At 59.8% G+C, this 25,807-nt stretch carries 25 protein-coding genes and 1 other RNA gene; 18 read left to right on the forward strand and 8 right to left on the reverse strand.

The genetic code is table 11. From position 1 onward, the window contains the following. Positions 1 to 136: 136 nt before the first annotated feature. Complete coding sequence (locus ACTHV6_RS03365) at positions 137 to 1,741, reverse strand: DEAD/DEAH box helicase (RefSeq protein WP_441385854.1); 1,605 nt, start codon at positions 1,739 to 1,741, stop codon at positions 137 to 139. A gap of 170 nt (positions 1,742 to 1,911) precedes the next feature. After that, complete coding sequence (locus ACTHV6_RS03370; RefSeq protein WP_441385855.1) at positions 1,912 to 2,142, reverse strand: DUF3107 domain-containing protein; 231 nt, start codon at positions 2,140 to 2,142, stop codon at positions 1,912 to 1,914. Positions 2,143 to 2,332: 190 nt separating this feature from the next. On the opposite strand from ACTHV6_RS03370, the gene ACTHV6_RS03375 reads away from it, so the two are divergent. Both ACTHV6_RS03375 and ACTHV6_RS03380 read left to right on the forward strand, forming a co-directional pair. Continuing rightward, positions 2,333 to 5,494 carry an ATP-dependent helicase gene (locus tag ACTHV6_RS03375; RefSeq protein WP_441385856.1) on the forward strand — a complete coding sequence of 1,054 codons (3,162 nt, stop codon included), beginning with the start codon at positions 2,333 to 2,335 and terminating at the stop codon, positions 5,492 to 5,494. After that, positions 5,491 to 8,964 (forward strand): UvrD-helicase domain-containing protein, encoded by a 3,474-nt coding sequence (locus ACTHV6_RS03380; protein WP_441385857.1) that lies wholly within the window; start codon positions 5,491 to 5,493, stop codon positions 8,962 to 8,964. The genes ACTHV6_RS03375 and ACTHV6_RS03380 overlap by 4 nt, the downstream gene beginning before the upstream one ends. 5 nt (positions 8,965 to 8,969) lie before the next feature. Here the strand turns inward: ACTHV6_RS03380 and ACTHV6_RS03385 are convergent, their stop codons facing one another. Further along, the gene (locus tag ACTHV6_RS03385) at positions 8,970 to 9,920 is read right to left on the reverse strand and encodes a phosphotransferase (protein WP_441385858.1); all 951 of its coding nucleotides are present in this window, start codon (positions 9,918 to 9,920) and stop codon (positions 8,970 to 8,972) included. A 155-nt stretch (positions 9,921 to 10,075) separates the two neighbouring features. Between ACTHV6_RS03385 and ACTHV6_RS03390 the strand changes: the two genes are divergently transcribed. The 11 genes from ACTHV6_RS03390 to ACTHV6_RS03440 all read left to right on the forward strand — a co-directional run bounded on the left by ACTHV6_RS03390 (position 10,076) and on the right by ACTHV6_RS03440 (position 18,816). Beyond that, positions 10,076 to 11,365 carry a CpaF family protein gene (locus tag ACTHV6_RS03390; RefSeq protein WP_441385859.1) on the forward strand — a complete coding sequence of 430 codons (1,290 nt, stop codon included), beginning with the start codon at positions 10,076 to 10,078 and terminating at the stop codon, positions 11,363 to 11,365. Further along, a complete protein-coding gene (locus ACTHV6_RS03395; RefSeq protein ID WP_441385860.1) occupies positions 11,362 to 12,198 on the forward strand; it encodes a type II secretion system F family protein in 837 nt (278 codons plus the stop codon). The genes ACTHV6_RS03390 and ACTHV6_RS03395 overlap by 4 nt, the downstream gene beginning before the upstream one ends. Continuing rightward, the gene (locus tag ACTHV6_RS03400; RefSeq protein WP_441385861.1) at positions 12,195 to 13,058 is read left to right on the forward strand and encodes a type II secretion system F family protein; all 864 of its coding nucleotides are present in this window, start codon (positions 12,195 to 12,197) and stop codon (positions 13,056 to 13,058) included. The genes ACTHV6_RS03395 and ACTHV6_RS03400 overlap by 4 nt, the downstream gene beginning before the upstream one ends. 37 nt (positions 13,059 to 13,095) lie before the next feature. Beyond that, a complete protein-coding gene (locus tag ACTHV6_RS03405; RefSeq protein WP_441385862.1) occupies positions 13,096 to 13,281 on the forward strand; it encodes a hypothetical protein in 186 nt (61 codons plus the stop codon). Between the two features lie 94 nt (positions 13,282 to 13,375). Continuing rightward, the gene (locus ACTHV6_RS03410) at positions 13,376 to 13,705 is read left to right on the forward strand and encodes a TadE/TadG family type IV pilus assembly protein (RefSeq protein ID WP_441385863.1); all 330 of its coding nucleotides are present in this window, start codon (positions 13,376 to 13,378) and stop codon (positions 13,703 to 13,705) included. Continuing rightward, the gene (locus tag ACTHV6_RS03415; protein ID WP_441385864.1) at positions 13,689 to 14,132 is read left to right on the forward strand and encodes a TadE/TadG family type IV pilus assembly protein; all 444 of its coding nucleotides are present in this window, start codon (positions 13,689 to 13,691) and stop codon (positions 14,130 to 14,132) included. The genes ACTHV6_RS03410 and ACTHV6_RS03415 overlap by 17 nt, the downstream gene beginning before the upstream one ends. Positions 14,133 to 14,141: 9 nt before the next feature. Continuing rightward, positions 14,142 to 14,549: a hypothetical protein gene (locus tag ACTHV6_RS03420; protein WP_441385865.1), complete on the forward strand. Its 408-nt coding sequence runs from the start codon at positions 14,142 to 14,144 to the stop codon at positions 14,547 to 14,549. 22 nt (positions 14,550 to 14,571) lie between these two features. Beyond that, positions 14,572 to 15,708, forward strand: a complete 1,137-nt coding sequence (prfB, locus tag ACTHV6_RS03425; RefSeq protein WP_441385866.1) for a peptide chain release factor 2 — start codon at positions 14,572 to 14,574, stop codon at positions 15,706 to 15,708. A 127-nt stretch (positions 15,709 to 15,835) separates the two neighbouring features. Next, positions 15,836 to 16,528, forward strand: coding sequence for a cell division ATP-binding protein FtsE (gene ftsE, locus ACTHV6_RS03430; RefSeq protein WP_441385867.1), 693 nt, complete (start codon positions 15,836 to 15,838; stop codon positions 16,526 to 16,528). Next, positions 16,528 to 17,442 carry a permease-like cell division protein FtsX gene (ftsX, locus tag ACTHV6_RS03435; protein ID WP_441385868.1) on the forward strand — a complete coding sequence of 305 codons (915 nt, stop codon included), beginning with the start codon at positions 16,528 to 16,530 and terminating at the stop codon, positions 17,440 to 17,442. The genes ftsE and ftsX overlap by 1 nt, the downstream gene beginning before the upstream one ends. A gap of 18 nt (positions 17,443 to 17,460) precedes the next feature. Beyond that, complete coding sequence (locus tag ACTHV6_RS03440; RefSeq protein ID WP_441385869.1) at positions 17,461 to 18,816, forward strand: murein hydrolase activator EnvC family protein; 1,356 nt, start codon at positions 17,461 to 17,463, stop codon at positions 18,814 to 18,816. A 50-nt stretch (positions 18,817 to 18,866) separates the two neighbouring features. On the opposite strand, the gene ACTHV6_RS03445 is transcribed toward ACTHV6_RS03440, so the two are convergent. Then, positions 18,867 to 19,652: a TetR/AcrR family transcriptional regulator gene (locus ACTHV6_RS03445; protein ID WP_441385870.1), complete on the reverse strand. Its 786-nt coding sequence runs from the start codon at positions 19,650 to 19,652 to the stop codon at positions 18,867 to 18,869. 80 nt (positions 19,653 to 19,732) lie between these two features. Between ACTHV6_RS03445 and ACTHV6_RS03450 the strand changes: the two genes are divergently transcribed. The 4 genes from ACTHV6_RS03450 (at position 19,733) to ACTHV6_RS03465 (ending at position 21,693) form a co-directional block, all read left to right on the forward strand. Beyond that, on the forward strand, positions 19,733 to 20,209 hold the full coding sequence (locus ACTHV6_RS03450) for a flavodoxin family protein (RefSeq protein ID WP_441385871.1): 477 nt from the start codon (positions 19,733 to 19,735) through the stop codon (positions 20,207 to 20,209). Positions 20,210 to 20,281: 72 nt separating this feature from the next. Continuing rightward, a complete protein-coding gene (gene smpB, locus ACTHV6_RS03455; RefSeq protein ID WP_441385872.1) occupies positions 20,282 to 20,806 on the forward strand; it encodes an SsrA-binding protein SmpB in 525 nt (174 codons plus the stop codon). 110 nt (positions 20,807 to 20,916) lie between these two features. Further along, positions 20,917 to 21,287: a transfer-messenger RNA gene (gene ssrA / locus ACTHV6_RS03460) on the forward strand. Positions 21,288 to 21,435: 148 nt separating this feature from the next. Next, a complete protein-coding gene (locus ACTHV6_RS03465) occupies positions 21,436 to 21,693 on the forward strand; it encodes a type II toxin-antitoxin system Phd/YefM family antitoxin (RefSeq protein ID WP_441385873.1) in 258 nt (85 codons plus the stop codon). Positions 21,694 to 21,815: 122 nt separating this feature from the next. Here ACTHV6_RS03465 and ACTHV6_RS03470 read toward each other — a convergent pair whose 3' ends face one another. The 3 genes from ACTHV6_RS03470 to ACTHV6_RS03480 all read right to left on the reverse strand — a co-directional run bounded on the left by ACTHV6_RS03470 (position 21,816) and on the right by ACTHV6_RS03480 (position 22,996). Further along, positions 21,816 to 22,070 carry a Txe/YoeB family addiction module toxin gene (locus ACTHV6_RS03470; protein ID WP_441385874.1) on the reverse strand — a complete coding sequence of 85 codons (255 nt, stop codon included), beginning with the start codon at positions 22,068 to 22,070 and terminating at the stop codon, positions 21,816 to 21,818. After that, positions 22,071 to 22,325: a type II toxin-antitoxin system Phd/YefM family antitoxin gene (locus tag ACTHV6_RS03475; RefSeq protein ID WP_441385875.1), complete on the reverse strand. Its 255-nt coding sequence runs from the start codon at positions 22,323 to 22,325 to the stop codon at positions 22,071 to 22,073. It lies immediately after the preceding gene. Between the two features lie 74 nt (positions 22,326 to 22,399). After that, the gene (locus tag ACTHV6_RS03480; protein WP_441385876.1) at positions 22,400 to 22,996 is read right to left on the reverse strand and encodes a GntR family transcriptional regulator; all 597 of its coding nucleotides are present in this window, start codon (positions 22,994 to 22,996) and stop codon (positions 22,400 to 22,402) included. Positions 22,997 to 23,106: 110 nt separating this feature from the next. On the opposite strand from ACTHV6_RS03480, the gene ACTHV6_RS03485 reads away from it, so the two are divergent. Then, positions 23,107 to 24,366 (forward strand): MFS transporter, encoded by a 1,260-nt coding sequence (locus ACTHV6_RS03485; protein ID WP_441385877.1) that lies wholly within the window; start codon positions 23,107 to 23,109, stop codon positions 24,364 to 24,366. A 57-nt stretch (positions 24,367 to 24,423) separates the two neighbouring features. Here the strand turns inward: ACTHV6_RS03485 and ACTHV6_RS03490 are convergent, their stop codons facing one another. Beyond that, positions 24,424 to 25,746 (reverse strand): MFS transporter, encoded by a 1,323-nt coding sequence (locus ACTHV6_RS03490; RefSeq protein ID WP_441385878.1) that lies wholly within the window; start codon positions 25,744 to 25,746, stop codon positions 24,424 to 24,426. Positions 25,747 to 25,807: the final 61 nt, after the last annotated feature.

Below are 25,807 nucleotides of genomic sequence, written 5' to 3' on the forward strand. Positions count from 1 at the left end.
GTACGCCAAAATCGGCGTTCAGGTGGATCTTGCGTAGGAGAGCCCGTACGGGTCAGGATTGGACCACTTACGAAGGTTCTGGACAAGGTATACCTGCTCCAAGGAGTACATAAGTGGTCCAACTAGGCCGCGTGAGCTACGATTCCTCGCCCTGTGGCCGGTTCACGCGGCGGCGCTTGCGGTTACGGCGCGGGGACGCCTGCCGATTCACGTTCTCTTCGGACTTGTGGGTGTCACGCGACTTGTGGGAGTCTCCTCGGCTATTCCCGCGGCGATCCTGTCCGCCTTGGCCCCCACGGCCACCGCGTCCACCCGAACGGCCGCCTCCACGCGAGCGGCTCTGGTTTCGCCCGGCGGATTTGCCGGTTTCTCCAAGATCCTCGAGTTTCTCAGCTGAGAGGCCTTCACGAGTGCGCTTTTCCACGGGCAGCGTGCCGGTGATGTCGGACGGGATATCAAGATCCGAGTACAGGTGCTCGGAGGTGTGGTAGGTTTCCACCGGCTCGGGGTAGCCCAAGTTGAGCGTGTTGTTGATGACGGCCCAACGGGGAATATCGTCCCAGTCAACGAACGTGACGGCCGTGCCGGAATGCCCGGCGCGTCCGGTACGCCCGATGCGGTGGATGTAAATCTTGTCATCCTCGGGGCACTGGTAGTTGATGACGTGGGTGACATCGTCAACATCGATGCCGCGGGCCGCAACGTCGGTGGCAACCAACACATCAACCTTGCCGTGCCGGAAGGCGCGAAGCGCCTGCTCACGGGCGCCCTGCCCGAGATCGCCGTGGAGGGCACCGGCGGCGAATCCGCGCTCTGCCAGGTCCTCAGCAAGGCGGGCGGCCGTGCGCTTGGTTCGCGTGAAGATGATGGTGAGGCCGCGCCCGCGCGCCTGAAGGATGCGAGCGACTACTTCCACCTTGTTGAGCGCGTGGCAGCGGTACACAACCTGACGGGTCGTTTTAACCGTGGCGCCCTGATCGGTGGGGTCCTGCGCACGAATGTGGGTGGGTTTGCTCATGTAGCGGCGCGCCATGGCCACCACGGGCCCGGGCATCGTCGCGGAAAACAGCATCGTGTGCCGGTGTGGAGGAGTCTTGGACAGGATCGTTTCCACGTCCTCCAAGAAGCCCAGATCCAGCATCTCGTCGGCCTCATCGAGAACCACGGTGCGAATGGCCGAAAGATCGAGAGAGCCGTGGCGCTGAAGATCAATCAAGCGCCCTGGCGTGCCCACCACGATTTCGGCGCCCTTCTTCAGGGCATCCTGCTGTGGCTCGTAGGCGCGGCCACCGTATACCTCCACGATGCGGACCTTGCGGTACTTGGCGGCCATGGTGATTTCTGCCGCCACCTGCTTGGCAAGCTCACGTGTAGGGAGAACAACGAGTCCTTGAGGCTTGCCCTGCTGGGCCTCGGGGATCGCATCCCAGCCGTCTTCGCCATGTCCTACAGTGGCTTCCAACATGGGAATGCCGAATCCGAGGGTTTTTCCCGTTCCCGTCTTGGCCTGCCCGATAATGTCATGACGGCGCAGTGCGACGGGAAGGGTGAGCGCCTGAATGGGGAAGGGGTGGATAATGCCCTTGTCATCCAATGCGTGAGTAATAGGTTCGGAAACCTCAAAATCTCTAAAAGTCTTCTGGTCGAGGCCTTCGCTATCGCCAGTAATGTCAGCTTTCGCTTCCCGAACTTCGGGAACTACAGCAGCCGATGAATCGACAATGCCGGAGCTTGTGCTCATTCAGTCATCCTTTTCTATAGGCGCGCGGTGCGCGCATGGCAGCCGATCGTAAATGGCCTATGAGAAACGAGACGACCGGGCAACCCGTATTCAGTTAATTCTAAGACAAACGCCCCGCATGATGACTGCGGGGCGTTTGGTTTCACACTATTGGTGGATTGTGATGTTCGCTAGTCGGTCACCAAACCGAAGCCCACCCGGCGGGTGTGCGCTGAAGCAACTTCCACATAGCCGATCGCATCGGCGGGGATCACGATAGACCGTCCAGAGGAATCGGACAGACGCAGCGGGGTACTCGACGCCATGGCTTCGTCGACCAACTTGTCCAGTTCTTCAGCCGTGATATCGATATCGAGGTTCAGTTCGCGCGCAACCTGGCGAACACCGATGTTGATTTCCATAAGGATCCTCCCGGGAACGTGTGACGCAGCGCGCCGTGGCGGCGCACGCGGTGCTTGTGTCAGCTTAGCGCCCCGAAGCCGCCGGAATTGTTCGATGAGTTGCCTGTTCATTGATGGCCGAATACGCGCACGCGTGGAAGAACTGCCCGTCTGCCCAAAAGATGGTGGAGGCCCGCGATAGAGTTTCGGCGTGGAGTTAAACAACGTGGATGAATCGCAAGCCCGCGCACTGAGCGCCGCCGTAGCCCCCTGCCGCCTGAGCGTTATCGGGGCGCCCGGCACCGGTAAAACATTCCTGCTCAGCTCGCTGGTTCAGCGCGAGGTGGCGGCTGCCCAGCGCGCTCCCCGTATCGCCGTATTAACTCAGGACAGGCGCGCGGCAACGTTGCTGCGCAATCAGATCTCCCGCGCGCTGGGAGGCATGCCGGAGACGATCAAAGTCCAAACGCTGACAGCCTTTTGCTACGCGCTCGTTCAGGGGTACGCGCACGCGGTCAACCGCAGCGATCCGGAACTCATTTCAGGACCTGATGAAGATTCTATTCTGGGTGAGATTCTGGCGGCTTCACCCGAATTGGAGTTTCCTTCTTTTGTCGACGACGAGGTACGCCGCCTTTCCAGTTTCCGGGAAGAGATCCGTAACCTCATCACGCGGGCTGCCGAACTCGGATATTCTGCCGAGGATCTCGACGGCCTCTCACGGGAGTATGCGGAGCCTATGTGGCATGCCGGAGCGCAAGTCATGGAAGCGTACGAGAGCGTGACGGTCGCTCGTGCTGCCTACGCGGGTACCTCCGATGCGGCCGACATGCTCGATCACGCTCAGCTCGTGGGTATGGCGGCTTCCATGCTGGCCGGGTGGGAGCGGAGTGTCGCGGCGGCTCCCAGCGCAGACACGTTGCAGGTTCCCCGCCCTCGCTGGGACTGGGTTTTAGTGGATGATCTGCAGAACGCTCCGCGTTCGATACTCGCCTTGCTGAGTGAGTTGGCCTCCGATGGCGCCTCCATTGTGGTGGCAGGCGATCCGGACGCCGCAGTGCAGGGCTTCCGTGGGGGCGTGGCCAGCCTGCCAGGCGACGTGACGGCACCGGCGCCCACCGGGCTCGGGTGTACGCCGGTGTTCCTGACGCAGCGGCACCGTGGTGGTACGGCCATCGCGGATCTCAGCGATCGCCTTGTCCAGAGAATCCGGGTAGGAGGGCGAGTGACGGGGCACCGGCTGCCTCAGGAACGTGCGGCTGGTGGGGCTGTGGCTGATGAGGTGTCAGCTCACCGGTACGTGCACCGCGAAGAAGAGGTGACGGCCATCGCGCGGACGCTGCGGCTCCGTCATTTTCGTGACGGAGTTCCCTATGACCAGATGGCGATCGTCACGCGCTCGCGGTCAGATCATGGGCCTCTGCGCGGCTCTCTCATCCGCAAGTCGATCCCCGTCGAGCAGATCGGCTCCGACCGTCCGCTGCGTGAACACCCGGCGGTGTCCGGCCTCATTGACGTGATCCGATTGGGCCTGCGCTCTTCCGGCGAACAGGATCTTCCTAGCCTCGTGAGCGTACTGACCTCCTGCATCGTGGGAATCGATCCGCTAGAGCTGCGCAGAATCGGGCGGGTGATGCGCGGATACGAGGTAGTGAGCGATGGGAACCGAAGTGAATCGGACCTTCTGTCTCTGGCACTGAATGGACCGGATGCCGTGCGCGCGCATGCCCCACAAGGCGCTGAGCGTTTGTGTCACGCTGCCACAATCTTCGAGCATGTGCGCGTGGCCGCTGGTACTCACGGCCAACTGGCCGAAGAAGTCCTGTGGGCCGCATGGGATGCCAGCGGTATGGCAGAGGTGTGGCGCAGGCAGGCTCTATCAGGCGGCTTGGCTGGGGACTGGGCAGATATTGCCCTCGACTCGGTGATCCAGTTGTTCAGGGTGGCCCAGCGGATGGCTGACAGAGATTCAAGCACAACGATTGCCCTGTTCATCGCAGAAGTCATGAATCAGGACCTCCCGGAGGATTCGATCGCCCGGCTCGGAGCCAGCCAGGACGCCGTCACGCTCACCACACCCTCGGCCTCGCAAGGCCGTGAATGGGACGTGGTGGTCATCGCCGGCTTGCAAGACGGAACGTGGCCGAACATGCGGATACGTGACACCTATACTCACACGGCGAGGCTCACCCAGATCGCCACAGGGCGGCTGGTGCCGGGTCTGTCAGAGCGCGAGCAGAGATTTCAAGATGTCGAAGAGACGCTGGATGACGAACTGCGCCAGCTATACCACGCCCTTGGCCGCGCCCGAAAGCAGCTCATCCTCACGTGCGTGGACAGTGATGATTCCGCGCCCTCTCGCTTCTTTGAAGCGATGGACTTCGTTAAGGAAGAGGAGGCGGAGGAGGGCGAAGCGGCTGCTCATTCGCGCATTCTGCAGTCCGTGTGCGCCCAAAGCGCAGATCTGGACATGCCGGGTCTGATCGGTCAGCTCAGGCGTGCCGGCGCCACGGAGAGTGCAGAGGCGGCCAAGCAGCTCCTAGAGGAACTCGAGGATGCTGGCGTGCCCGGTGCACAGCCGCTGATGTGGTTCGATCAACTCAGCGCGCCGGAGGATTCATCTGGCGGTGGTGCGGTCTCCGTATCCCCCTCACGCGTTGAGAAACTGCTCGAATGTCCCCTGCAGGGCTTCCTGCAGGGAGTGGGCGCGGAAAGCGCCGAAGGGCAGGAGGCCGCAAGCCTCGGAACCTTTATTCACGCCTTGGCTGAAGAGCTTCCGCACGGCAGCCTGAGCGAATACATCGCGCTCATGGATGAGCGCTGGTACGCGGAATTCGGAGATCCCGAGGAAGGATTCAGCGCCGCGAAGCTTCATCGAAGGGCACGATCGATGGTGGAAACTCTGGCCGAATACGTCAAGGACCACCCCGAGCCAGTCAAACCCGAGGAGCGTGTGCATCTGGACGTGGATGCGAACACGGCGCTGAATGCCTCGCTGGACCGCGTGACTCTCACGGACGCTGGCGCCAGAGTCGCGGACTTCAAGACGGGCAAGACAGTACCGACAAAGTCCGCAGCCGCGGATCACATCCAAATGCAGATCTATCAGTGGATCGTAGAGAAAACCTACGGCGCATCAGATGGTGCGGAGCTGGTGTACTTGGGCAAGGCTATGGGAGACGGCAGCCCAGACTTCCGCGAGCAGGCGCCTTTGGACGCTGCAGGAAGAGAACGCGCCGAATCGCGAATCAACGAGGCAGCGAATATCCTTCGCGCGGCAGGCTTTCCGGCTCGGCCCGAAGAGAACGTGTGCAAGAGGTGCTCATTCAAAACAGTGTGCCCCGCCAAGTCCGAGGGAAGGATGTTCTCATGACCACCTATGAATCCATCATGAGGTGCCTGAATCCAGAATTTCTTCCCACGGAGGAGCAGCGGGCGGTCATCGAATCGGACTCCCCAGCCATCCTTGTGGTGGCTGGAGCCGGCTCTGGCAAGACGGCAACAATGGCCAACCGTATCGCCTACAAGATCGCGACGGGCGCCGTGAAGCCCAACGAGGTCCTTGGCCTGACCTTCACCCGCAAGGCAGCCGGTGAATTGGCCGAACGCGTTGATCGTGCACTCATCAGGCTGCGGGCTGGCGGCTTTGTGGGTGCGGGTGACGGTGGCATGCAGGCTCTACGCGAGCAGTTGGAGCGGCCCACGATCTCCACCTACAATTCCTTCGCATCCGAAATTGCGGCCAGCTACGGCATGCTCATTGGTACCGATCCCGGAGCCCGGCTGATCACCGATGCCGAACGCTGGCAGATCATGGATGAGATTGTGGAGACGTGGCCGCCCCGCGCCGAAGACGAGGTGCTCAATGACAGCGCCCAGTCCACGCTCACGGGCGCCGCACTCCAGTTAGCTGCCGCTCTCATCGACAACCAGTGCCCCGTGGATGAAGCCCGCGAGTTTCTCGATACTGAGGCACAGGCGATCGAGACCATGGCTCTCGATAAATCTCAGTTCAGGGGAGAAGAGCTACAAGCGATCAAGGATGGGTGGCCGCCTCTGAAGAAGGCGGTGTCACCACTGCGCATACGGCGCCAGCTCCTCGACATCGTGGAAGCATATTTTGCCCGAAAGAAGGAACTCGGCGTTGTTGAGTTCGCCGATCAGGTGGCTACGGCGGCAGCAGTGCTTGAAGCCCATCCCGCGCTCGGAGCTGAGCTTGCCGAACGGTACAGCTTGGTGCTTCTGGACGAGTATCAGGACACCTCTGTCAATCAGGCCACATTCTTGGCGGCAGCCTTAGGCCAGTCTCGCTCTGTCTGCGCCGTGGGAGATCCCTATCAGGCGATCTACGGCTGGCGGGGGGCAAGTGCGAGCGCGCTCGCGGATTTCGCCCGAGAGTTCGGCCGCCGCATGGGAACCGTCCAGCAGCTCTCTCTTGCCACATCCTTCAGAAACGACAGTGCAATCTTGGACGCGGCCAACGCGGTTGCTGGCAAGATTGACAGCACGCTAGATGTGGGCAAACTAGAACCCCGGAAGGATGCCGGTCCCGGCACCGTCACTGAGATACGGCCTTTGCTGCGCGAGGATTCTTACCGGGCTATCGCATGGCGGATCCGTGATGTCATGGCGGGCCGGGAGGGCTCGGATTCCGAGGCCGAGATTGCCGTGCTGTGCCGCAAACGCAAGTATTTCGAGCCGATGGTCGAGGCGCTCACAGAAGTGGGCGTTCCCTACGAGATCGTCGGCGGGGAGAGCCTGCTCCAACGCCCCGAGATCCTTACAATCCGTGCCGCCCTTGCCGCCGTGGCCACCCCCGGCCGTAACGATCAGCTGCTCCGGCTGCTCACCTATGCAGGAATCGGCGCGGCCGATATGCGGGCACTGAACCAGTGGGCGCGCGAATACGCCTCCGAGCAGATTGCTGCCATCTCAGGAAATCGCAAGTCCTCAACCGGTGCGGAGAACAAGTCTGGGGCCCACGAATCCGCCGTCGTCGTTCCTGACAACGAACCCACGAAGCAGGCTCTCAGCTCACGCGGCGAAAGCACTCTCATCGAGGCGCTCACCTATCTTCCTTCCGCTGGCTGGCATTCCCGTGATGGACAGCAGTTCACGGAGGCTGGGCGGGGGCGCCTGGAGAATCTGGCCGGCCTGATCCGGCAGGTGCGCGCTGCAATCCATAGTGATCTTCCGGATCTTATTGCCCACGTTTCGCAGATCTTCGGAATCGAATTAGCGGCCGCAACTCGCGCGACGGGCGGCCAACGCGTGCGCACCTCCATCGATTCCTTCGTGGCGCTGGGCGGTGGGTATCAGCGTGACCATCCGGGGGCATCGCTCGCCGATTTCCTTGCGTGGATGGAAACGAGTGATGAAAAGGAGCATGGCGGGGAAGAAGAGGCCGGCATCGAAAGCGTTCGTGCTCAAGAGGATATCGAGGTAAATCCGGGAGTTGTGCAGATCATGACGGTCCATTCGGCCAAGGGGCTCGAATGGCGCGATCTCGTGGCTATTCCGGAGGTGGTGGACGGGGAATTCTCGGACATTACCAGCGCGACGTCATGGCTGACCCGTTCAGATGTGTTCCCGTTCCCGCTTCGGGCCGATTACCAGCACCTTCCGCACTTCCGGCCATCGGACTACACGGACAAGTTCGATGCCGCAGGGCCCTCGCTTGAGTTCAAGAAAGTCGATCTTCCCAGATACGAGAGTCAGGAGGCGCGGCGTCTGGCCTACGTGGCGTTCACTCGGCCTCGCGGGGAGCTTGTTTTGGCTGGGTACGGGCTGAAATCCCCGGAAAAGGCCAAGCCTGTTGCGTCAGGTCGTGGGAAAAAGAACGTTGTGTCCGAGGACCCCCTCACTATTGAGCTGAAGGCGCGTTCAAGCTACCTGATGGATATGCGGGCGGACGCCCGCGCCCACGTGACTCCCATCGGCGATCTTGCGGGGCCGGACTGGCCCGCGGAACTGACGGAAGAAGTGGGCGAGGATGCGAGTGTCGAGTGGTTGAGTGAACGCCTCGGGGAGGATGCCGTCAATCCACCAGTACTTGAGCCTGTTCCCCACTACGATGATCTTCCCGATCTAGCGCGCTGGCCACAGGCAGTTCCGCGGACGCTCGGGGGCTTGGCTCCGCTGGCAACTGACGCCGGGCCGGATCAATGGCGGTGGCAGGCGAACGTTTTGATTGCGGAGCAGCGAGAGACGGGAGAGGTTGGTGTGACACGGCCGTATTACACGGCCACGGACATGGTGCACCTATCCGAGGATGGGGAGGCGTTCATCGCCAATCAGCGCAGGCCCATCCCGAACAAACCATCGCGAGCGGCCCGCGTTGGCACTAACACGCATGCGAAAATCGCCCATCACTTCACCGAGCCCGCCATGCTGGATATCGATTCGCTTCTCGATCTACCCGCCAGCGATGTAGATATGGATTCTGGCCGCGAGGAAACGATGTATGAGGCCTTCATGGCCTCTCCATGGGCCTCGTGTGAGCCACTGGCGATCGAGCAATCATTGGAGATCGTTGTTGCTGGGCACATCATCCGGTGCACGATCGATGCCGTGTTGGATACCTCCTCGATGGCAGGTAGGGGCGCCGTAACCATCGTCGATTGGAAAACGGGGCGGCGTCCGCGTGCTGCCGATCTTGCCTCCCGTGAGCTTCAGCTGGCGCTCTATCGGCTTGCTTGGTCGCGCGCGCATAAGGTGCCGCTTTCCGAAATCGGGGCGTGCTTCGTTTACCTCAGCGAGCCGGAGTCACGGCAGGTTCTCGAGGCAGGTGAGCTAACCGAAGAGCAGATTACCGAGAGGATTGCTGCGGCGTTGGACAGTTAAGTGGGTCAGGACGGGTTAACGTCCCATGAAGGCCCGGACTGTAGGTTGGGATCGGCTTCAACATCCGCGGCCAGATCCGTCAGCATGTTGCGGGCCTCGCGTTGGACCTCATCGTTTTCGGTGCGGATACCGTAGAAGAGCCACTTGGCCACGCTCAGCTCGGAGAGCAGGATGGCGCGCGTGTGGGTGTTGCCATCGATATCCTCGCCACGGGTGTTTTCGTAGGATTCGATCACCGTGTCAAAGGTCTGTTCCGGCAGTGACAGGAGCGGAGCGATGTCCACCGCAGGATCGCCGATGTGAGCACTGCCGAAGCCAAGGACAGCAGAAATGGTGCCACCGGACCACAGGAAGTTCTCCGAATCGACATCGCCGTGGAGAACGACCGGTTCGAACTGCCACAAGTCCGTGTTTTCCAGAGCTTCCTCCCAGCGCCTGCGCAGAAGGTTCGGGATGGTGGCCGCCTGATCGGCATCATGGAGTTCGGCCAGTTGACGCACGCGAAACTCTTCTGCCGAATAGTGGGGGAGCCCGGCGTGATCAATAGCGTCGTAGCCCAGCATGTGAATCGAGGCCAGAGCCCGGCCAACCTCGCGTGCCTCGCCCAACGTGATCGCTTCAAAATCGGTGGGGGTCCCAAACGGTTCCGGGTACACGATCGCGCGCCCGCCACTGGACACGGAGGCGAAGCCGGCGGGCCGGACAATATCGAAGGGGAGTTCCCCCTTGCGAAGTTCCTCCAGCAGGAGGGGCGCGATGGCCGCCTCGGCTTCCAGAGACGTTGCCGCGGTGGAGTTCAGGGGGCATTTGACGATCCAATGCCGTCCTTTGGAATCGAGGACGCCGCCGGTCACAAAATCGTCAGTGCGGACGTACGGGGGGCGAACTCCCACGGCGTTGAGGCCGTCAATAGCGCTCACAGCGAGTCCGGCAAGGTAGAGCTGCGAAGTTTTCACTCTCTCAACATACGTTGTTCAGGGTTGAATTGGCGAGTGAACAGGCCGCGACCACGCCACATTGTACGAGTTATCCACAGGCTGTGAATGATTTCTGCCGGAACTTGCGCTTTTCCCTACGGTGTGTTTGAGGGTGCGTGAAGGAAGGGCGATCCATGGCGGTTCAGTCTCAGGCGCGTGAAAGCATCGAGAGCGTGGTGCGGCATGTGGTGCGCCAGCGCGGCATCGATCCGCAAAGGGATGCGGGAGCCTTAGACGCGTTGATCGGGGAGGCCATCGCGGAATACGAGGGGCATTCGGTTGCCGGGCGCGCTGAACCCATCGAATCCGTTGAGCCGCTGAAGAACGAACTCCGCGATGCCATCGGCGGCTACGGCCCGCTCCAAACCCTCCTCGATGATCCCACCGTTGAGGAGATCTGGATTGATGAGCCGGCAAAGGTGTTCGTCTCCCGCGGCGGGACAAGCGAACTCACCACGATCGTCCTCCGCGATTCTCAGGTGCGGGATCTCATCGAAAAGATGCTGCGCTCATCCGGGCGCCGGCTCGATCTGTCGCATCCGTTCGTCGATGCAGCGCTGGCGGGTGGGGAACGCCTCCACGTGGTGATTCCGGATATTACCCGGCGGCATTGGGCGGTGAACATCCGCAAATATGTGCTCAGAGCGCGCACGCTTGATGAGCTGGTGGTGGCCGGGATGCTGCCGCCCGGGGCCGCGGCGTTCTTAGAGGCTTCTATGCGCGTTGGGCTAAACATTCTCGTATCCGGCGCCACTCAGGCAGGCAAAACGACGCTCCTACGTGCTCTCTTAGGCGCAGTTCCGGCCTCCGAACGCATCGTGAGCGCGGAAGAGGTGTTTGAACTCAATCTGGAGCACAGGGACGTGGTGGCTATGCAAACCCGTCCGCCCAACATTGAGGGCCGCGGGGAGGTCACGCTGCGCCGCCTCGTGCGCGAGGCCCTCCGCATGCGCCCAGAACGCATCGTCATTGGGGAAGTCCGCGCCGCGGAGGCATTTGACATGCTGGTGGCGCTCAACGCCGGAATCCCCGGAGCTTGCACCATCCACGCCAACACCGCACGCGAGGCCGTCATGAAGCTCTGTACACTGCCGCTGCTCGCAGGGGAGAACGTGACGTCCCAATTTGTTGTGCCCACGGTGGCCAGCGCCATCGATCTGGTCGTTCACGTGGAGCGTGACCACACGGGCACTCGCCGGGTCACCGAAATTGCCGGGGTCTCTGGCCGCATAGAGGCAGGCCGCGTGGAGGTATCGTCCATCTTTTCCACACGTACCCGCCCGTCTGATACGGGTTTCGGACCCGCGCACGGCATGCCCGCCCCGCAATCCCCGCCCGAGCTCGTGCGAGCGGGCGGCGAGATACCGCACATGGAGCGATTCTCCCGCGCTGGCATCAACCTTCACAAGATTCTCGGGGCATGATGGGACTGGTCATTGGCACGTTGTTTGGCGTAGGAATTCTGACCTGCGCTACCGCCCTGCGCAATCCATCACGTCCGCCATCCCCGCCCCGCTGGATGCGAGCGGTTCACGCCAATCGCCGCCAGATCGCCCTCACCACAATCGCTGGCTGCCTCGGCGGAATCATCGCCTACGCACTGATCCGCAACGCGTTCCTTGCGCTCTGTGTTGCCGCAACCTCTGGGCTGCTACCGCGAATCCTCACGCAGACTCGCGCACGGAAAGCGCGCGCCGAACGTGCGGCAGCGTGGCCAGATGCGCTAGACGATATGGTCTCGGCCCTACGTGCTGGCCTCGGGATTGGAGAAGCGTTGAGCTCCCTAGGCTCGCGCGGCCCTTCCGCCCTGCGCCCCGCGTTCGCTCAGTTCGGCGAACAGATTCAGGCAACGGGAAATCTTGAGCACAGCCTTGACGGTCTCAAAGAACGATTGGGGGACCCGGTGGCCGATCGCGTGGTGGAGGCCATGAGGCTCGCCAGTGCGCTGGGTGGCTATGATCTGGCCAACGTGCTGCAGGCTCTCGCCCGTAACCTGAGGGCAGAGAACCGGGACCGCGGCGAACTCATTGCCCGCCAATCGTGGGCCGTGAACGGCGCCCGCGTCGCGGCGGTAGCCCCATGGGTTGTGCTGGCGCTCTTGGCCTCCCGTCCCGGAACCGTCGAGGCGTTCGCCAACCCAACCGGAACCGCGATTTTGGTGGGAGGATTCCTCACCACTGTGGTGGCCTACGCCCTCATGGTCCGCTTGGGCCGCCTGCCCGAGGAACCCCGCGTACTTGCCGGGAGGGCCGAATGATTATCGGAGCGCTGGGCGGGCTAGGCATCGCCCTCATCATTACCGCGTTGGTGTCCCCGCATCCCACCCTTGAGCAGCGGGTGATGCCCTACCGCCACCACGATTGGCACCGCCCCCGCTCCCACCTACTCGACAAAGCGCTCCACGCGGCAGCAAACGTCCTCGAAAAGATCGGATCCACCAACAGTTCGGTAGAACGCAGGCTCGCCATGCTGGGCACGTCAACACTCCGCGATTTTCGGCTGACCCAGCTCCAATGGACGGGCGCAGGTTTCGCGGCAGGGCTGGCCGCCGCGCTTGTGCTACTCGCCCGAACCAACAGCCTCATCCTTGGGCTGACACTGGCGATCGGTGGAGGGCTAGCGGGCGCCTTGGCGGCAGATTCGCGGTTAACACGGCGGGCAACGAGGCATTCTCAGGCACTCACCGCCCAGCTGCCGGATGCCGCCGAACTCATGGCGCTCGCGGTTTCTGCCGGTGAACCCATGCGCGCTGCCTTGGAGAGGGTGAGCAGCATTGGCAGCGGGGAGCTGGCTAAAGAAATCGACCGCACGCTGGGAGAGGTCCGCGCGGGCTCTTCGATGGAGGAAGCGCTCGTGGTGATGGGAGAACGCTCCGGATCCGGCCAAGTTGGCAGGTTCTGTGACGCGCTCGTGAGTGCAACCCAACGCGGAACTCCCATCGCGCAGGTGCTGGCCGCCCAAGTCCAAGACGCGCGTGATCAGGCCCGCCGCGAGCTTCTGGAGATCGGAGGCAAACGGGAGATCACGATGATGCTACCGGTAGTCTTCCTCATCCTGCCCGTCACCGTCCTGTTCACCCTGTACCCAGGCCTGCAGGCCCTCACGTTTATCACCTAAGGCACAACCGCCACCACCCCAACAGAAGGATCTCCCAATGAAAAACCGCATGTTCCGGCCGCGCCGCGATCCCGATCCCACCGCCAGCGAACGCGGCGATGTCCCCGGCTGGGTCCTCGTCACGCTCATGACCGCCGGGCTGGTCATCGCCATCTGGGCTGTTGCGGGGCCTGCGCTGATTGACGTGTTTAACACAGCGATTAGCCGGATTACGAGTATTTGAGGAACGAACGTAGGTCCTCGTGTTGAGTATGTATGGACGACGACGGCGAGGAAGCTGCCACCAAGCTGGCAATGATCAAGAATCTGGGCAGGCAGTGGTCGGATTCGCGATGGTGATGCCACTGTTTCTGTTAGTTGCCCTCGCCCTGCTGGGCCTGGCGATGACGTTGCACGCTCGCATGATCTTGGTGGATAGCGCGGCCGAAGGTGCTCGGGTTGGAGCTGTTGGAGGCACTGCCCTTGCGGAGCAGCGCACCCGAGAACTCATCACGGCCGCATTGCCTGCGGAATATGCGCAGGATGTTGTAGCGAGCGAGTCCGTGATCGGGGGAGTGGCCATCCTCCGTGTGGAGGTGACGGCGCCGCTGCCAGTGCCGGGCATGCCTGGAGCGTTGGAGGTTCAGGCCGATGCGCCGATCGAGTAGATCTGAGACGAGGCAGAATGGCACGGGCGGCCCCGAACAAGGAAACGTGATCGTGGAATTCGTGGGGGTGATGGCCATACTTGTTGTTCCGGCGGTTATCGCGCTGCTGGCCGTATCGGCGCTCCTCATGGGGCAATCGGCGCTGAGTGCAGCGGCACGTGATGGTGCGCGCGCCTTCGTCCGATCTGATTCTGGCATCGATGCGTACGATCGCGCTCAGGCGGTGGCACAGCAGGCCCTCGATTCGCGCGGTGTTGATGCGGTGGCACACATTTCGGTGGTCTGTTCGGACGATCCGTGTTTGAGTCCGGGTGCAACGGTCACTCTCACGGTGCAGGCTGATATCGATCTGCCCTACGTGGCACCCGTGCGCTTGACGCAGGAGTCCACGATGCAGGTGGACGAATTTCGTCCGGTCCGAGAGTAGGCGATTGACATGCAACGCAGTGGCGAACGCGGAAACATGTTGATCCTCGGGATTGGCATCTGGACGGTGGTGTGCGCACTGTTAGTGGGCAGTGTGGCGCTCGCAATGGTCCAGCTGGAGCGGCGCGAACTGGTGGCTCAAGCCGATGCGATTGCGCTCGCGGTGGCCGATGATCTCAGCGATGAACTTTATTACGCCGGTGCCAATAGCTTCCCGCCGTCTCAGGAAACCGTTGTGGAAACGGCATCCCGGATGGTGCCGGCCGATGTACGGGTGGTCCACCCCACGGGCGTCAGTGATACGGCAGTGGAAGTTACTCTGAGCCAAACCCTGCCGCTCGCATTTGTGCCAGATGGGATGCCGCTGTCAGAGATCACTGTGAGTGTCACCAGCCGTGCGGAGTTAAGGGAAAGGTGATCCTTTGCGGTAGCCTAGGCCTGTGGCCACTGAATATCAGGCAGAAATTGACGCTCTGCGCAAAACGTTCCAACAAATCTGGATGGTAAGCAATCCCGATGGGCTCAAGGATACGGTTGCGCGGCTGACGGAGGAATCCTCTGCACCCGATCTGTGGGATGATCCCGAGAAAGCTCAGGAGGTTACATCCAAGCTCTCTCACGTTCAGGCTGAGCTGGACAAGGTGACAGGGCTTGACGAGCGCTTGGGCGATTTGGCTGCGATGCTTGAGATGGCTCAGGAAGAATCGGATGGAGATCCTGAGCTTGCTCAGGAACTGTACGCTGATCTTGATAAGGATCTGGCACGTACACGTGCGGAGTTGGACGATCTCCAGATCCGCACCCTGCTTGCAGGCAAGTATGACGAGCGTGACGCCGTCATCACCATCCGATCTGGCGCTGGCGGCGTGGACGCTGCCGATTTTGCCCAGATGCTTCAGCGCATGTACCTGCGTTGGGCCGAGCGCCGGGGATATGCGGCCAAGGTGCTCGATACCTCGTACGCCGAAGAGGCCGGCATCAAGTCCACCACCTTCGAACTTCATGCCCCATATGCCTACGGCACGCTCTCGGTTGAAGCGGGCACGCACCGCCTCGTGCGCATTTCCCCCTTCGATAATCAGGGACGGCGCCAAACATCCTTCGCCGCAGTAGAAGTGATACCCCTGATTGAGAAGACGGACCATATTGAAGTTCCGGAAGCGGACATCCGGGTGGATGTGTACCGCTCTTCTGGCCCCGGTGGTCAATCGGTGAACACCACAGATTCGGCCGTGCGCATCACACACATTCCCTCAGGCCTTGTGGTGTCTATGCAGGACGAAAAGTCGCAGATCCAGAACCGCGCGGCTGCCATGCGCGTGCTCCAATCGCGCCTGTTACTCCTCAAGCAGCAGGAAGAGGCGAAAGAAAAGAAGGAACTCGCCGGAGATATCAAGGCGTCGTGGGGCGATCAGATGCGTTCCTATGTGCTGCAGCCCTATCAGATGGTCAAGGATCTACGTACTGGCTTTGAGGCGGGTAACCCTGACCACGTATTTGACGGTGAAATCGACGGCTTCATCGATGCAGGGATCCGCTGGCGCGCTACCGGCGAAAAGGTGAGCAAGGCGGACTAAACCACTCGTGACCCGATCGGGCGGTGCCGCCAGATAACATTTTTATCACGGCGCGCCGCCATCACTCGTTTGTCCCAAACACGTATGCTCAAGGCGCACATGCCCACGACGTTTGGCGATTAAACACATGATCCGATTCGACGATGTCACGAAGGTTTACCAGAAAGGTGCCCATCCGGCGCTCGATCAGGTGAGCCTCGAAGTAGACCGAGGCGAATTCGTGTTCTTGGTGGGACCTTCGGGTTCCGGTAAGTCCACGATGATCTCGCTCATCCTAGCTCAGGAACGGCCCACATCCGGGCACGTTCACGTGCTAGGCAAAGACCTTTCTACGGTATCGGCACGCCGCGTGCCTCTCATGCGCCGTCAGATCGGCGCAGTGTTTCAGGATTTCCGTTTGCTTGGGGACAAGAACGTTTACGATAACGTGGCGCTCGCGCTTCAGGTGATTGGCGCCCCACGGCACCAGATCAAAACGGAAGTGCCAGAAGCCCTCAAGATGGTGGGATTGGACGGCAAGGAACGCCGTCAGATGACCGAACTGTCAGGAGGCGAACGCCAGCGCGTGGGAATCGCTCGCGCCATGGTGAACCGCCCACAGCTCCTCCTAGCGGACGAGCCCACAGGAAATCTCGATTTTGAAACAGGTCTCTCGATCATGCGCCTTTTGGACCGCATTAATCGCACAGGAACCACGGTTGTCATGGCCACCCACGATCAATCGATCGTCAACCAAATGCGCAAGCGTGTGGTGGAGCTGAACGAGGGGATCATCGTCCGCGATCAAACGCGCGGCGTGTATGGAGGTGATCAGCGCTAATGCGTCTCCGATTTATCCTTTCCCAAACATTCCGCGGGCTATGGGCCAACAAGGCCATGGCCGCTTCAGTGGCCCTCGTGACCTTTGTGTCCCTCCTCTTCGTTGGTGCCGCCTCACTTCTTCAAACGCAGGTATCCAATCTCAAGGGCGATTGGTACGACAAGGTGGAAGTGTCCGTGTTCATGTGCCCCATTAACTCGACGGCACCGCAGTGTGCGGCGGGGGAGGCAACTGACGAGCAGATCGCGGACATCGAGGAGTTCCTCGAAACTGACGAGATCTCTCAATACATCGATACGGTCCACTTCGAAACCAAGGCAGAGGCACTTGAAGACTTCAAGGACCAGATGGATGGCACGGCGTGGGTAGATTCCCTGTCCGAGGATCAAATGGAAGCATCCTTCAGGATCAAGCTTTCGGATCCGGAAGAATATCAGGTTGTCGCCGAATCACTTGACGGGCGTCCCGGTGTGCTTGAAGCCAAGGACCAGCGCGCTCAACTGGAACCGCTGTTCGATATGCTCAACCGCTTCACGGTGATTGCCGGTGTTCTAGCCGGTGTCATGATCATCACGGCCCTGCTCCTCATGCCCACCACGATCCGGCTATCGGCCATGTCCCGGCGCGATGAAACAGAGATCATGCGTTATGTGGGCGCCTCCAATGCGTTTATCGAACTGCCCTTCATTTTGGAAGGCATCATCGCCTCTCTCACCGGCTCGCTGCTGGCAGTGGGTGGCCTGTGGGTTACGGTCAAGTACTTCATTTCCGATTGGCTCGGCAACTCGATGGCGTGGATGCAGATCATTGGAACCGGTGATGTGTGGAAGCTTTCGCCGTTCTTAATCCTCGGCGCCATCGTGGTTGCCGGCATCGCTTCGTGGGTGACGCTGCGGCGTTACGCCAAGGTCTAACGCGTGGAAGGAAAACGAATGAACCGCAAGAAGCATCTGGGAGCACTCGCAGCGTTCGCGTTGGCACTGACCAGCTTTGCGGGCGTGGCTGGTCCTATGAGTCCAGCGGCCTTCGCAGACGACCGCGACGATCTGGTAGCCAAGCAGAAGGAACAAGAAAAGCAGATTGAATCCACCCAGTCCTCTCTCGAGGGAGTGGATAAGGATCTTCAGGCTGTTTATCTGGATCTTGAAGAGACAAAATCCAAGATTCCGGTGGCCGAACAGGAACTAGAGAACGCTGAGAATGAACTGGCTGAGGCCGAACGCGATCAACAGATCGTGGCCGGCCAGCTAGATGCGGCCCAAGGCGAACTGACAGCCATCAAGGATGAAATCACGCAGGGCGAAGAGAGCATTGAGGCCAGCGAGAACAACCTCGGTGAGATCGCTCGTTCACAGTACCGTGGGGACACCATGCCCTCCACCATGGATCTCATTGTGGGAGCAAGCTCCTCAGAGGATTTCCTCAACTCTTATCAGGTGTGGGAGGCCCTGTCTCGTAGCCAATCCACCAGCTTGACCGAGGCAGAGGTGGCCACCGCACAGAACACCACCCGCGAATCACGTCAATCGGACGTGGAGGAGCAGATTGCCGAACTGAAGGATCAGGCCGATGCTCTGGTGGTGGAAAAGGAAGAGAAGCAGGACGCGGCCAAGACCAAGCACGATGACTTGTTAGCTCTTCAAGCAGACTTCGAAAAGAAGGAAGAGAAGCTTCAGGGGCAGAAAGATGCCTTCGAATCTAGCTTGTCCTCCCTTGAGACGAAGCGTAATGACACGGCGGCTGAGATCGCGAAGATTGATGCGGAGAACGAGAAGCTCAAGCAGCAGCAAGAAGCTGCGAAGAAGCAGCAATCATCCGGATCGTCTAGTTCCGCGGCCAAGAGTGCTCCAGTGTCCAACCCTTCCGGTAGCTGGCTTATTCCTACCGTTCCGGCTCCGGTGTATGTGACCTCGCCGTTCGGTATGCGCCAGTACCCGTTCGGTGGAGTGTGGATGCATAACGGAGTTGACTTGCGCTCCTCGTGTGGCGAGGCACAGGTAGCGCCCGCCGATGGCGTGGTGGCAAAGACAGTCCCGGCCCCCGGAAACTCCACACACGGCAACCAGATATTCATTAATCTGGGCGTTGTGAACGGCTCCTCGTATGTGGCCGTCACGAACCATCTGTCCAGCTTCAACGTGAGCGCAGGCCAGTCCGTCAAGCAGGGCCAGGTCATTGGATGGACCGGTCAGACGGGACAGGTTACCGGCTGCCACGTGCACATGGAGGTCTGGAAGAACGGGAGCGTTGTTGATCCAATGAGCTTCCCCGCCTTCACTCAGCGCTAGACGAACGGGACCTTTCCCACGCACGTGGGAACCCGTCGTCGTTCTCTCAACTACGCAATGTCATCGAGCAGTGCGAGAGCACGTTCCGCGTTCCAATCGGCCTGCGGATCGGGCTCCATCTGGGCCAGCAGCGCGGAGGTCAGTGCGTAGGAAGCCGGCGTCCACTCTGCCTCGGTCTCCGAGCCGAATGCCCGCGCAGAAAACGGGTCACTCTGCACCCCAGTTGAGGCGTCAAGGACAAGCCCCGTCATAAGTGCCCCCATGGTTTCGGCGAGCAATGCGAACGCCTCCTGATCGGGCAGTGGGATACGGAACCGGTAACCGGTCAGGATGGGCAGGTGTGAGTACACGCGAGTCCGGTGGCGGATAAACTCCTGTTCCGTGGCACGCAGTTCGCGGGTCAAAGCGGTGCGCAGATCGGGATCGGTGAGCCCACCGCAGGTCAACCTAAGCGCGAGGTAATCGCGCCATTCCTGTGAGGACGCGAGGCGCTGGTGGTCCGCCCCGGTAGAAATACGCAATGCCTCGACAATCAATGTGTGCCTGTTTGTCGCGGCGCCATGGCTATCCCGATGGTGCTCCAGCAACGTCCGCAACTGCTCGATTTCCGGCTGTGCTTCATGTTCCAACTGGGCGGCGCGCACCACCCGAATGAGGACCTCCCGGGTGAACTCCGCGCGATTGGGCCAGCGCCGGTACGCAGTTGCGCGTGAAACGCCCGAATCCTTAATCGCATCCTCGAGGCTGATGCCTTCAAGCCCCACTGAGATTCCCCGGGTGCGTAGTGACCTCACGGCAGCATCTACCACGCGGTCGCGTGCATCTGGACGTGTCATGCAGACGATGATACCGTTTGAGACACAGTATCTCAAAAGACGTGCTAAGTAGATCAGTGAATAGGAAGGAATGGTTAACCATGAAGGTCTCAGTGATAGTCGAATCATGTTTCGGGAATACGATGCGCGTTGCGCAGGCCATACGTAGTGGTCTCGAAGAAGCGGGGGCCAAGGTGACGGTGATGGATGTTGCGACTGCGCCTGTTGCACCCGCCGGCGATCTGGTGGTGATTGCCGGACCAACCCACAATATGGGGATGAGTTCGGCTAAAACTCGGGCGCAGGCCCGGCAAAAGGGTGCGGATCACGCGCCAGCCATCGGCGTGAGGGAATGGATCAGTACACTTCAATCGGTATCTGGGCAGGTGGTTACCGCCTCAACCACCACTGGAGGAAGCGTCGCCGGATCTGCTGGAAAGGCCATGTACAAGGCCCTCAAGAGGAAGAAGATTGCCGCGCGGCAAGGCGAAGATTTCCGTGTGAATGGCACCAGTGGGCCACTTGCTGATGGGGAACTTGCGCGTGCGCGTGCGTGGGGATCCCGCTTGGCTGAGTAGGTTGTGGAAAACGCGGTGTTCCGCGTAGCATTGTCTATTCGTATGCGGATGTCGCAAGGGTTGGAGGTTCCTATGGCGAAGAAGCAGGGGAAGCTCTCTGCGGCCGAAAAGGCGAAGGTGGACGCTGACGCTAAGCACATGATTGCGCGCAACAAGAAGGCGCGTCATGATTACAACATTCTTGACACCTATGAGGCTGGGCTTTCGCTCACCGGAACTGAAGTGAAGGCACTGCGCATGGGGCGCGCCTCACTGATCGACGGATGGGTGGAGATTGATCGCGATAACGAGGCGTGGATTCACGGGATCAATATCCCCGTGTACGCCATGGGGACTTGGACCAACCATGCCCCTACTCGTAAGCGCAAGCTGTTGCTGCACAAGGACGAAATTGTCCGGCTGGGCAGCAAGGTTCAGGCCAAGGGCCACACCATTGTTCCGCTCGAGCTTTACTTCGTCAAGGGCCGCGCCAAAGTGGAAATCGGGTTGGCTCAAGGCAAGCAGGAATGGGACAAGCGCGAGACTTTGCGGCGGCGTGAAGCCGATCGCGAGGCGGAGCGAGCCATGTCTGCCGCAAGAAAGCGTGCGCGCGGTTAACGTGTGTTCGGCACCTGCGTCTGGGAATAGAATCTAGGGCGCGAGTGTTGTACGATGTGTAGGCGCTTCGTGCGCATGTTTCCGGATCAGCCGGTTTAACAACTGAATAAGGGGATGATCGGTTTCGACGGCGATTACTTGCCGAAGAGAAGCGGGTCGAGGATGTAGAGTCATCTCGTAAACGATTCTCTGCAAACCAATAGGTGCCAACTCAAAGCGCACCGATTTCACCCTCGCCGCCTGAGCGAGCTCTGAAATCCGTCAGCCTGAGGGTGCTTTTTCCTCAGGATCTGGCGCCGTTTTAGAAAGCCACTGCTGAGCACGCACGTCGCGGGCGTGCTCGGGACTTTTTCGCGACTAGGTTTGTCAGCGGCCTGTTTGTGAGAACGCTGGAGCCGAAAACAACGCTAAGCAAACTACACCCGTAGAAGGCTTTGACTTTGATCGTCGGACGGGAGTTCAATTCTCCCCATCTCCACTATGTATCCCTCTGACTGGACGAAAGATCTGGTCAGGGGGATTTTTGCTGTTCTGCGACGTGCGCTAGAGAATTCTGCAGTCTGAGCTCGCGTAGTGGGTTTGAGGCAACGACCCTTCAATATGTACATCTAGTTGGCTATCATGTTGGCATGACGGTCTACAACGTTTTCGAGGCACGTGACTCACTTTCGCATCTGATCAGTGAATCAGAGCGGGGTGCGGACGTAGTGATTGCCCGCAGGGGTAAGCCTGTTGCTCGGGTTGTGCCTTACGAGGATTCCCGATCTGCAATGACGGGTTCCGATTTCGCGCAATGGTTGGACAAACATCCCCTGCCTATGCGGCTGCGTTCTTCGATGGACGATATTGAGGCACGTGTTCATGAGAACCGGGACTCATGGGAATGATCTACCTAGACAGTTGTATCTTGATCTACGCTGTCGAGGCTGATGACAAAAAGGGCGATAAGGTTCGCGCGAAACCCGCCCAGACGGACCATAGACCGTGATCAGCAGATGATTGCCTGCCATCAGTAATGATATCTAGCCTGAATGATAACCAGATCGTCGCCTTGTACGAGGTAGACGAGCCGGTGCTCCTCATTGATCCGGCGCGACCATGCTCCTTGGGCTCCGTACTTGAGCTGCTCCGGCTTCCCGATACCCGCATAGGGCTCTCGCAGGCACGCGTCAATGAGTGTATTGATTCTCTTGAGAATACGGCGATCAGCAGTTTGCCAGTAGCGGTAATCTTCCCATGCTGATTTGTCCCAGACGAGGCGCACTCAGTCATCCTCTGTGAGCAGTTGATGCTCCTCAAACTCGCCAGCACGTGCCCGCTCGTATGAGTCGAGTAATCTGCGAGCGTTGCTTGGAGAACGGAATAGGTAAGCAGTTTCCTGCCAAGCTGCGTATTCGTCTGCAGGCATGAGAACGGCGTTTCCTTTTCGAGAGACGATCTCGATTGCTTCCTGATCATCGTTGATGCGCTCAATAAGTGGAAAGAGTGTCTTGCGAGCTTCGCTTGCACTGATGGACACGGGGAACCTCCTCTAGCCAGTATCTGGTACAAGGATACGGTACCAGATAGGGGTGGTGGCGCGATCGAGTTCGGCTAGTTGTGCTGCACTGCGCGCGTGGCAAAGCACTGCTGGCGCGCATGCTGGAGGGCAGATAAATGCGCATGAGCAGCCGCTCCCTGCTGCAGAAAAATCGCATTGAGCAAATCGTGAGCAGGATCTGAGCTGCCGGGATCTGAGATGGTTGTTGGGCTCGCGAGGCTCGCTAGGAGGAGCTCAAAGGTTGAGCGGCGGTGGATGAGCATCAGCCGCTCGGATCCTGAAAGCTCCACCAGCGAATCCAAGAAGGAGTACATAGAATCCTGCGCGTTGCGGCGCAGGGGACGCAAGTCGGGATCCTCTTGAAGGATGCGCATAAGGGCGAGGTTTTCGGTTGTTTCCAACAGTTTGATGATATCTGGGATGTCTTCTGGTTGGACTCTTGCCACAGTTGCCGGCATGTGGGGCTTGCGGTGGAGCAGGCCATCGCGTTCGAGTATTGCGATGGCGCTACGCACGGTTGGGCGCGCCACATCGTATTCAGCGGCCACAGTTTGTTCGGCCAGTTGGGTGCCGGCGGAAAGCCCGCCAGCCAAAATGCGGTCTCGAAGATGGACCGCAAGGTCATCTGCAAGCCTCGCGCTTGATGCCATGACGTGTCACCCCTTGATCGATCGTATACATACAATAGTACCGGCGGTCAGACACGAAGAGGAGTCTTGTGCAATTTCCGGATCGGTTCAGCCCTCGCGAGAGGCGCTCCATGGCTGAATATATTGGGGATCGCCGCATCGTCTTCTGTGTCGCCTACTTTGGGTACACCGTCTGCTATTTAGTTCGTAACAACTTCCGGCTAGTGAGTTCGCAACTTGGGGCGGATATGGAACTATCCGCAGTTGAGGTAGGAGTGGTGCTCTCCTTCTTCCCGATCGCATACGGCTTCGGAAAGCTGGCAATGGGGATTTTGGTGGACAGAACCTCGATGCCATTGATGCTGGGCGTTGCGCTTCTCGGTTCATCCGTCATCTGCTTCCTCATTCCCTTTGCTACTGGACCGCTGGCGCTCAAGATACTCTTGAGCCTCCTTGGAATTGTTCAAGGGGCTGGAGCCCCCGCCTGCCTCGCAATGTTGAATGCGTGGTATCCCAACGCCAGCCGGGGTGCCGCCGTTTCCGCGTGGAACACGTCCCAGAACCTTGGAGCTGCCGCCCTAGCTGCATTCGCCGCATGGATTCTCAGCCAGTTTGGGGACTGGCGCCTCGTGTTCTGGATTCCGGCTGCCGTGAGCGCGATCTTGCTTCTACCTCTGTATCGGTATGGGAAGGACAGGCCGTGGCGCGAAGGGTTCCCCACCCTCACGCAGATGTATGGAAAGGCCGGGGTGCCAGCACTTCACACGCCGGCGGGCGATTCCTATTGGCAGCTCATCTGGATGGCATTCCGGTCCTCTCCGGCCCTGATGATCCTTGTGGGGCTCAACGCCCTGCTCTACTTCATACGATTTGGTGTGATCAACTGGATGGTTAGCTACCTGCCGGAAGAGAAAGGCCTCCTGCTATCCGATTCACAATCCCTCTTCGGCATTCTGGAATTCGCTGCCATACCGTTTGTCATCATCTTTGCGGTGATCGCGTGGAAGATGCCGGCCAGAATGTCCAGTGTGGGTGTTGGATCAATGGCGGTGCTCGCAATTGCTCTCGTCGGGTATGCCGGTTTCGCCGGCGGATTGCCGCTGGGGGCCTCAGTGGCGGTTATCGGCGGCCTCATCTATGCGCCACAAGTAATCGTCAATATCCTGACGCTCAACTTGACCCCGCCACGGATGGTTGGCGCGGCCGTCGGGATTGTCGGGCTGTCCGGTTACTTGATCGGTGAAGTTGGGGCAAACCTCATCCTTCCGCGCCTTGCCGAGGGTGCCAGTTGGGACGCCGTGTACGTTCTTCTTTCCGCCGTGGCGCTGTGCTGCGCACTCTTGTACCGCGTCCTCAAGCCGTACGAGCGACGGGCCGTTGTGGTGGATTGAGGAAGGGGCCCCACCCCGGGGGAAAATGAGGATGAGGCCCCGTGCGCTCACGCCTAACTACGCCTGAACCACCGTCTCCTCTTGCTTGGACAGCGAGAAGTACAGGATTGCAGCAACAATCGACGTACTGGCGAGGAACATGAACGAAACGCTCCATGACATGTGCTCAGCCAAAATGGGCATGACCAGATTGGCGGCAAGCTCACCCACGATATAGCCGAATAGGCCAACAAATCCAACGGCGGTACCCGAGGCCTCAAGCGGAACAAAGTTCAGTGTCAGAATGTTGATGATGAGCTGAGGCCCGTAGATCAGCGCGCCCATGATTCCAGAGATGATCAGCAGCATCGTGTAGTTGGTATTGATGTGATAGGCGTACACCATGACGCCCAGAATAATCAGGCCAATGCCGCCAACGAGTGCCTGCCTATTCGGAAGCTTGACGGCAACCCATGCGAAGAAGAAGGATCCAGGGATGGCGATCCATTCGAGTACCGAGAATGCCATGGTGTATTGAGATTCTGTGAAGCCCATTTCCGATCCGAGGAATGCTGGCATCCAGTTGAGCACACCAAACCGCACGAAGTACAGGATGGCGTTAATGAGGCCAATGGTCACAATGAGGCGGTTGGTGAACACGTACTTCACCATGATTTGCCACGCGGTACCTTCGGGCTTGACCTCTGCCATCGGCACGCCCGTCTTGCCGTATATCTCGCGGAGGGTGGGTAGCCCCTCTTCCTCGGGACGATCGCCTCCGAACTTCCAGAACAGGAAGGAGAGTGCCAGCACGATCGCGGCGGGAATCCAGAACGAGAACTGGATGCGGTTGCTCATTGAGGAGCCCATAATGCCGCCCACCATGAGGGGGAGGAGTGCTCCACCGAGGTTCTGGGAGGTGTTCCATACGGCGATGGCTGCCCCGCGTGTTCTATTGGGGAACCAATTGGCGATCATCGATTGAGAGCCGGGCGAAAGCACACCCTGAATCGTGCCGAGTAAGAGCATCAGTCCGAACATGAGCCACACTTGGTTGACGACGCCCATGATCATGCAGACGATCGCCGATGCCCCGAGGGCCCCAGCGAAGATCTTTCGCAGTGAGACTCTGTCCACCACGATGCCCATCACGAACTTTCCGATCCCGTAGGAAATGGTAAATCCGGTGAGGATTAATCCGACCTGCGTGAGTGACCAGCCGTTTTCGAGCCGGAGGGTCTCTGAGGTGAGTTTGAAATTGTTTCGCACTAAGTAAGCGCACACATAGCCAAAATAGGCAACGGCGAACACTGTCCAGTGTCTTTTGATGTACTGAGAGAACTTCTCAGGATGTTCTTGTCTGAATGCCGATTCAGGTGCTGCGGCTGGTGGTTCTGACATTGCCTCTCCTTTGATTGCATTGCGCATCGTCGCACTACGTGAGTGATTGTAATACAACAGG

This window comes from Ancrocorticia sp. (assembly GCF_052089425.1).
Classification (GTDB): domain Bacteria; phylum Actinomycetota; class Actinomycetes; order Actinomycetales; family Actinomycetaceae; genus Ancrocorticia.

What these genes read in the sequence shown, in the direction of transcription:
- ACTHV6_RS03365 (WP_441385854.1), bottom strand. Translation starts at nt 1,741, where the DNA reads ATGAGCACAAGCTCCGGCATTGTCGATTCATCGGCTGCTGTAGTTCCC.
- ACTHV6_RS03370 (WP_441385855.1), bottom strand. Translation starts at nt 2,142, where the DNA reads ATGGAAATCAACATCGGTGTTCGCCAGGTTGCGCGCGAACTGAACCTC.
- ACTHV6_RS03380 (WP_441385857.1), top strand. Translation starts at nt 5,491, where the DNA reads ATGACCACCTATGAATCCATCATGAGGTGCCTGAATCCAGAATTTCTT.
- ACTHV6_RS03390 (WP_441385859.1), top strand. Translation starts at nt 10,076, where the DNA reads ATGGCGGTTCAGTCTCAGGCGCGTGAAAGCATCGAGAGCGTGGTGCGG.
- ACTHV6_RS03395 (WP_441385860.1), top strand. Translation starts at nt 11,362, where the DNA reads ATGATGGGACTGGTCATTGGCACGTTGTTTGGCGTAGGAATTCTGACC.
- ACTHV6_RS03400 (WP_441385861.1), top strand. Translation starts at nt 12,195, where the DNA reads ATGATTATCGGAGCGCTGGGCGGGCTAGGCATCGCCCTCATCATTACC.
- ACTHV6_RS03405 (WP_441385862.1), top strand. Translation starts at nt 13,096, where the DNA reads ATGAAAAACCGCATGTTCCGGCCGCGCCGCGATCCCGATCCCACCGCC.
- ACTHV6_RS03415 (WP_441385864.1), top strand. Translation starts at nt 13,689, where the DNA reads ATGCGCCGATCGAGTAGATCTGAGACGAGGCAGAATGGCACGGGCGGC.
- ACTHV6_RS03420 (WP_441385865.1), top strand. Translation starts at nt 14,142, where the DNA reads ATGCAACGCAGTGGCGAACGCGGAAACATGTTGATCCTCGGGATTGGC.
- ftsE (WP_441385867.1), top strand. Translation starts at nt 15,836, where the DNA reads ATGATCCGATTCGACGATGTCACGAAGGTTTACCAGAAAGGTGCCCAT.
- ftsX (WP_441385868.1), top strand. Translation starts at nt 16,528, where the DNA reads ATGCGTCTCCGATTTATCCTTTCCCAAACATTCCGCGGGCTATGGGCC.
- ACTHV6_RS03440 (WP_441385869.1), top strand. Translation starts at nt 17,461, where the DNA reads ATGAACCGCAAGAAGCATCTGGGAGCACTCGCAGCGTTCGCGTTGGCA.
- ACTHV6_RS03445 (WP_441385870.1), bottom strand. Translation starts at nt 19,652, where the DNA reads ATGACACGTCCAGATGCACGCGACCGCGTGGTAGATGCTGCCGTGAGG.
- ACTHV6_RS03450 (WP_441385871.1), top strand. Translation starts at nt 19,733, where the DNA reads ATGAAGGTCTCAGTGATAGTCGAATCATGTTTCGGGAATACGATGCGC.
- smpB (WP_441385872.1), top strand. Translation starts at nt 20,282, where the DNA reads ATGGCGAAGAAGCAGGGGAAGCTCTCTGCGGCCGAAAAGGCGAAGGTG.
- ACTHV6_RS03465 (WP_441385873.1), top strand. Translation starts at nt 21,436, where the DNA reads ATGACGGTCTACAACGTTTTCGAGGCACGTGACTCACTTTCGCATCTG.
- ACTHV6_RS03480 (WP_441385876.1), bottom strand. Translation starts at nt 22,996, where the DNA reads ATGGCATCAAGCGCGAGGCTTGCAGATGACCTTGCGGTCCATCTTCGA.
- ACTHV6_RS03485 (WP_441385877.1), top strand. Translation starts at nt 23,107, where the DNA reads ATGGCTGAATATATTGGGGATCGCCGCATCGTCTTCTGTGTCGCCTAC.
- ACTHV6_RS03490 (WP_441385878.1), bottom strand. Translation starts at nt 25,746, where the DNA reads ATGTCAGAACCACCAGCCGCAGCACCTGAATCGGCATTCAGACAAGAA.